The sequence below is a fragment of the Alcanivorax sp. genome, assembly GCF_014762765.1.
In the GTDB taxonomy this organism is placed as follows: Bacteria; Pseudomonadota; Gammaproteobacteria; order Pseudomonadales; family Alcanivoracaceae; genus Alcanivorax.
Genome location: NZ_JABURH010000192.1, coordinates 1 through 2,796 on the forward strand (window position 1 = coordinate 1; position 2,796 = coordinate 2,796).

A 2,796-nucleotide genomic window follows, 5' to 3' on the forward strand; every position below is an offset into this window, starting at 1 on the left:
GTAAAGCTCGCGGCGCTCTTCCGGGATGCGGAAGCTCAGGTCGTCGGCGATGCGGATGGTGGACTGGATGGCCCAGATGATCAGCAGCGGCACGAAGATGAACACCATGAAGGATTTTTTGAAGCTCCAGGGGCGATGCCGGTAGCGGTTCTCCACGAAGCGGAAGCTCAGCCACGACAGCACCACGACGCCGACCATCAGCAGTATGCGATTGCTCCAGGTCAGTTCGATCAGTTGGTAGTGCAGCAGCGCCACCGGTGGCCAGTGCCACAGGTACAGGGAGTAGGAAATGCCGCCGAGAAACACCATCACCGGCAGACTGAGCAGGCGGGCGGTGAGGGTGCCTGTCTGGTGCAGGCCAGCATAGATCACCATGGCGGTGCCCAGGGTGGGCCACAGGGCGTTATAGCCGGGGAAGTGATCGTGTTTGGTCAGCAGCAGGCCGGTGGCGATGATCATGGCCAGCCCCAGGCCTGCGAGTATTTCTGCACTGGGCCGGTTCAGGGTCGGAAGCTGACGGCTGAACAGGGCCACGCCGGTACCCAGCATGAACTCGAACAGGCGGGCGGGCAGCAGGTAATAGGCGGCAGAAGGGTAGGCACCGGCCAGGTATACCGATAGCGCAAAGGTGGCTACCAGGGTGATGCGGAAAGGCCAGTGGCCGTCACGCCCCTTGCCGAACCGGTAGGCCAGGTACAGGGCCAGGGGCCAGATCAGATAGAACTGCTCCTCTACCGCCAGCGACCAGGTGTGCAGCAGCGACAGGGAGCGGGTTTCCGGGGCGAAGTACTGGCTCAGTTCCTGAAAATAATAAATGTTGCTCAGGCCCACCAGGGATGACAGCCAGCTCTTGGCAAAGATGTAGTAGGCATCGCCGATATAGAAGGGCGATATCATCAGGAAGGTGACGGTGGACACCAGCAGGAACAGAGGCACCAGTCGGCGGATACGACGAGCGTAGAAATCACGGAACTGGAAGGTGCCTTTTTCGAACGCCCGCTGCAGAAGCTGGGTGATCACGAACCCGGAAATGACGAAGAACACATCGACGCCGATGAAACCGCCGGTGATGCCGGGGACGTCATAGTGGTAGAGAATCACCAGCACAACGGCCAGCGCACGCAGCCCTTCGATATCGGCACGGTAGCTTGGCGTGGTCTTCAAGGTGTTCTCCCCGGAATGATCAGCAAACCGGGGAGAATATAGGGCGGCGGCGGGGCAAACAAGACGGGACTGGCAGGCGGGATGATCGCTACAGGGATGACGCTCAGCCCCGTGTTGGCTATTCAGGCTGCCGGGGCGGATTGAGTGTGGTGCAGGATGCCGCGAACCTGATTCATGGCGGCGCTGATGCATGGTAGTGTGAACGCCGACGCAACCTCCGTCTGCCATCAAGGAGTATTCTGTGGCCACATCCCTGCCGTTTTCCCTGCTGGAATTGGCCTCGGTGCGTGAAGGTGACACCATCGGGCAGACCCTGTCTAACAGCGTGGCCTATGCCCGCCATGCGGAGTCTCTCGGGTTCAACCGGTTCTGGCTGGCCGAGCATCACAATATGGAAGGTATTAGCAGTGCCGCCACTTCGGTGCTGATCGGCCATATTGCCAATGCGACCCGCAGTATCCGTGTGGGCTCTGGGGGTGTGATGCTGCCCAACCATCCGCCCTTGGTGATTGCCGAACAGTTCGGCACCCTGGAGATCCTGCACCCCGGTCGCATTGATCTGGGGTTGGGCCGGGCGCCGGGCACCGACCCGATGACCAGCCGCGCCCTGCGCCGCGAAGGCCTGGGCGCCGAGCAGTTCCCCCATGACGTGGCCGAATTGCAGCGGCTGCTGGGGCCGCTGGATCGTTCCCGCCCGGTCAACGCCATTCCCGGTGCCGGCACCGAGGTGCCAATCTGGTTGCTGGGCTCCAGCCTCTACAGTGCGCAACTGGCGGCCCAGCGGGGATTGCCCTATGCCTTTGCCGGGCATTTTGCACCGCGTCTTTATCGTGAGGCGCTGCGTCTCTACCGGAAGCAGTTTCAGCCGTCGGCCCAACTGGAGAAGCCCTACGCCATGCTGGCGGTACCGGCGGTGGCGGCGGATACCGATGAAGAAGCCCGCTTTCTGACCACCACCAGCTATCGGCGTATTCTGTCCCTGTTTCGGGGCCAGCCGTTGTGGATGCGTCCGCCGGTGGAAAGCATGGACGGATATTGGAATCCGGAAGAAGAGGCCGGGGTAAGAGGCTTTCTGGCCCTGCAATTGCTGGGGACCGCCAGCACTATCGAAGGGCAACTGGATCAGTTGCTGGATAGCGTGGAAATTGATGAATTGATGGTGACTGTAGATCTGTACGACCCGGCAAAGCGTCGCCACGCCCTGGATATTCTGGCGTCGCTGCCGCAGTTTCGTCGCTAGCGACTAGCACCAGACCCCGTTGGGGCCTTGTTCACAAGGCGAAGGGCTATTCGCTTTGCGAGCAAAGCTCCAGCGGGATAAAGCGGGACTAACGATGTTGTGCTTTAGCCGTGAAACGGCGCAACACCAGCAGCAAACCTGCCAGCAGGGTGAGGGTGGCCGGCGCTCCGCCGCCACTGCTGCCGCCTCCGGTCGGGCTGGGGGCCGGAGAGGGGTAGCGCAGGGTCAGTTTGGCGCTATTGTCGTTATCGTTTGGCAGATCTCCATTAGTGGAGAAACCGGTAAACGTTATTGACCGGTTTTCTCCGGTATCAGAGGCGAAGGTCAGATTCACGGTCTGGCTGCTGCTGGCGGGCAAATCGCCTACCGGGCAGCTCACCGGGTTGGACAGG

At 61.2% G+C, this 2,796-nt stretch carries 2 protein-coding genes and 1 pseudogene; 1 reads left to right on the forward strand and 2 read right to left on the reverse strand.

Annotation, left to right across the window (positions count from 1 at the left end; translation table 11 throughout):
- Positions 1–1,164: acyltransferase (locus tag HUJ17_RS14765; protein ID WP_290511413.1), on the reverse strand; the 1,164-nt coding region annotated here is incomplete at its 3' end.
- 241 nt (positions 1,165–1,405) lie between these two features.
- Here HUJ17_RS14765 and HUJ17_RS14770 point away from each other — a divergent pair.
- Positions 1,406–2,404: an LLM class flavin-dependent oxidoreductase gene (locus tag HUJ17_RS14770; protein WP_290511414.1), complete on the forward strand. Its 999-nt coding sequence runs from the start codon at positions 1,406–1,408 to the stop codon at positions 2,402–2,404.
- An 88-nt stretch (positions 2,405–2,492) separates the two neighbouring features.
- Here the strand turns inward: HUJ17_RS14770 and HUJ17_RS14775 are convergent.
- Positions 2,493–2,796, reverse strand: a pseudogene (locus HUJ17_RS14775) (serine protease); the annotation flags it as partial.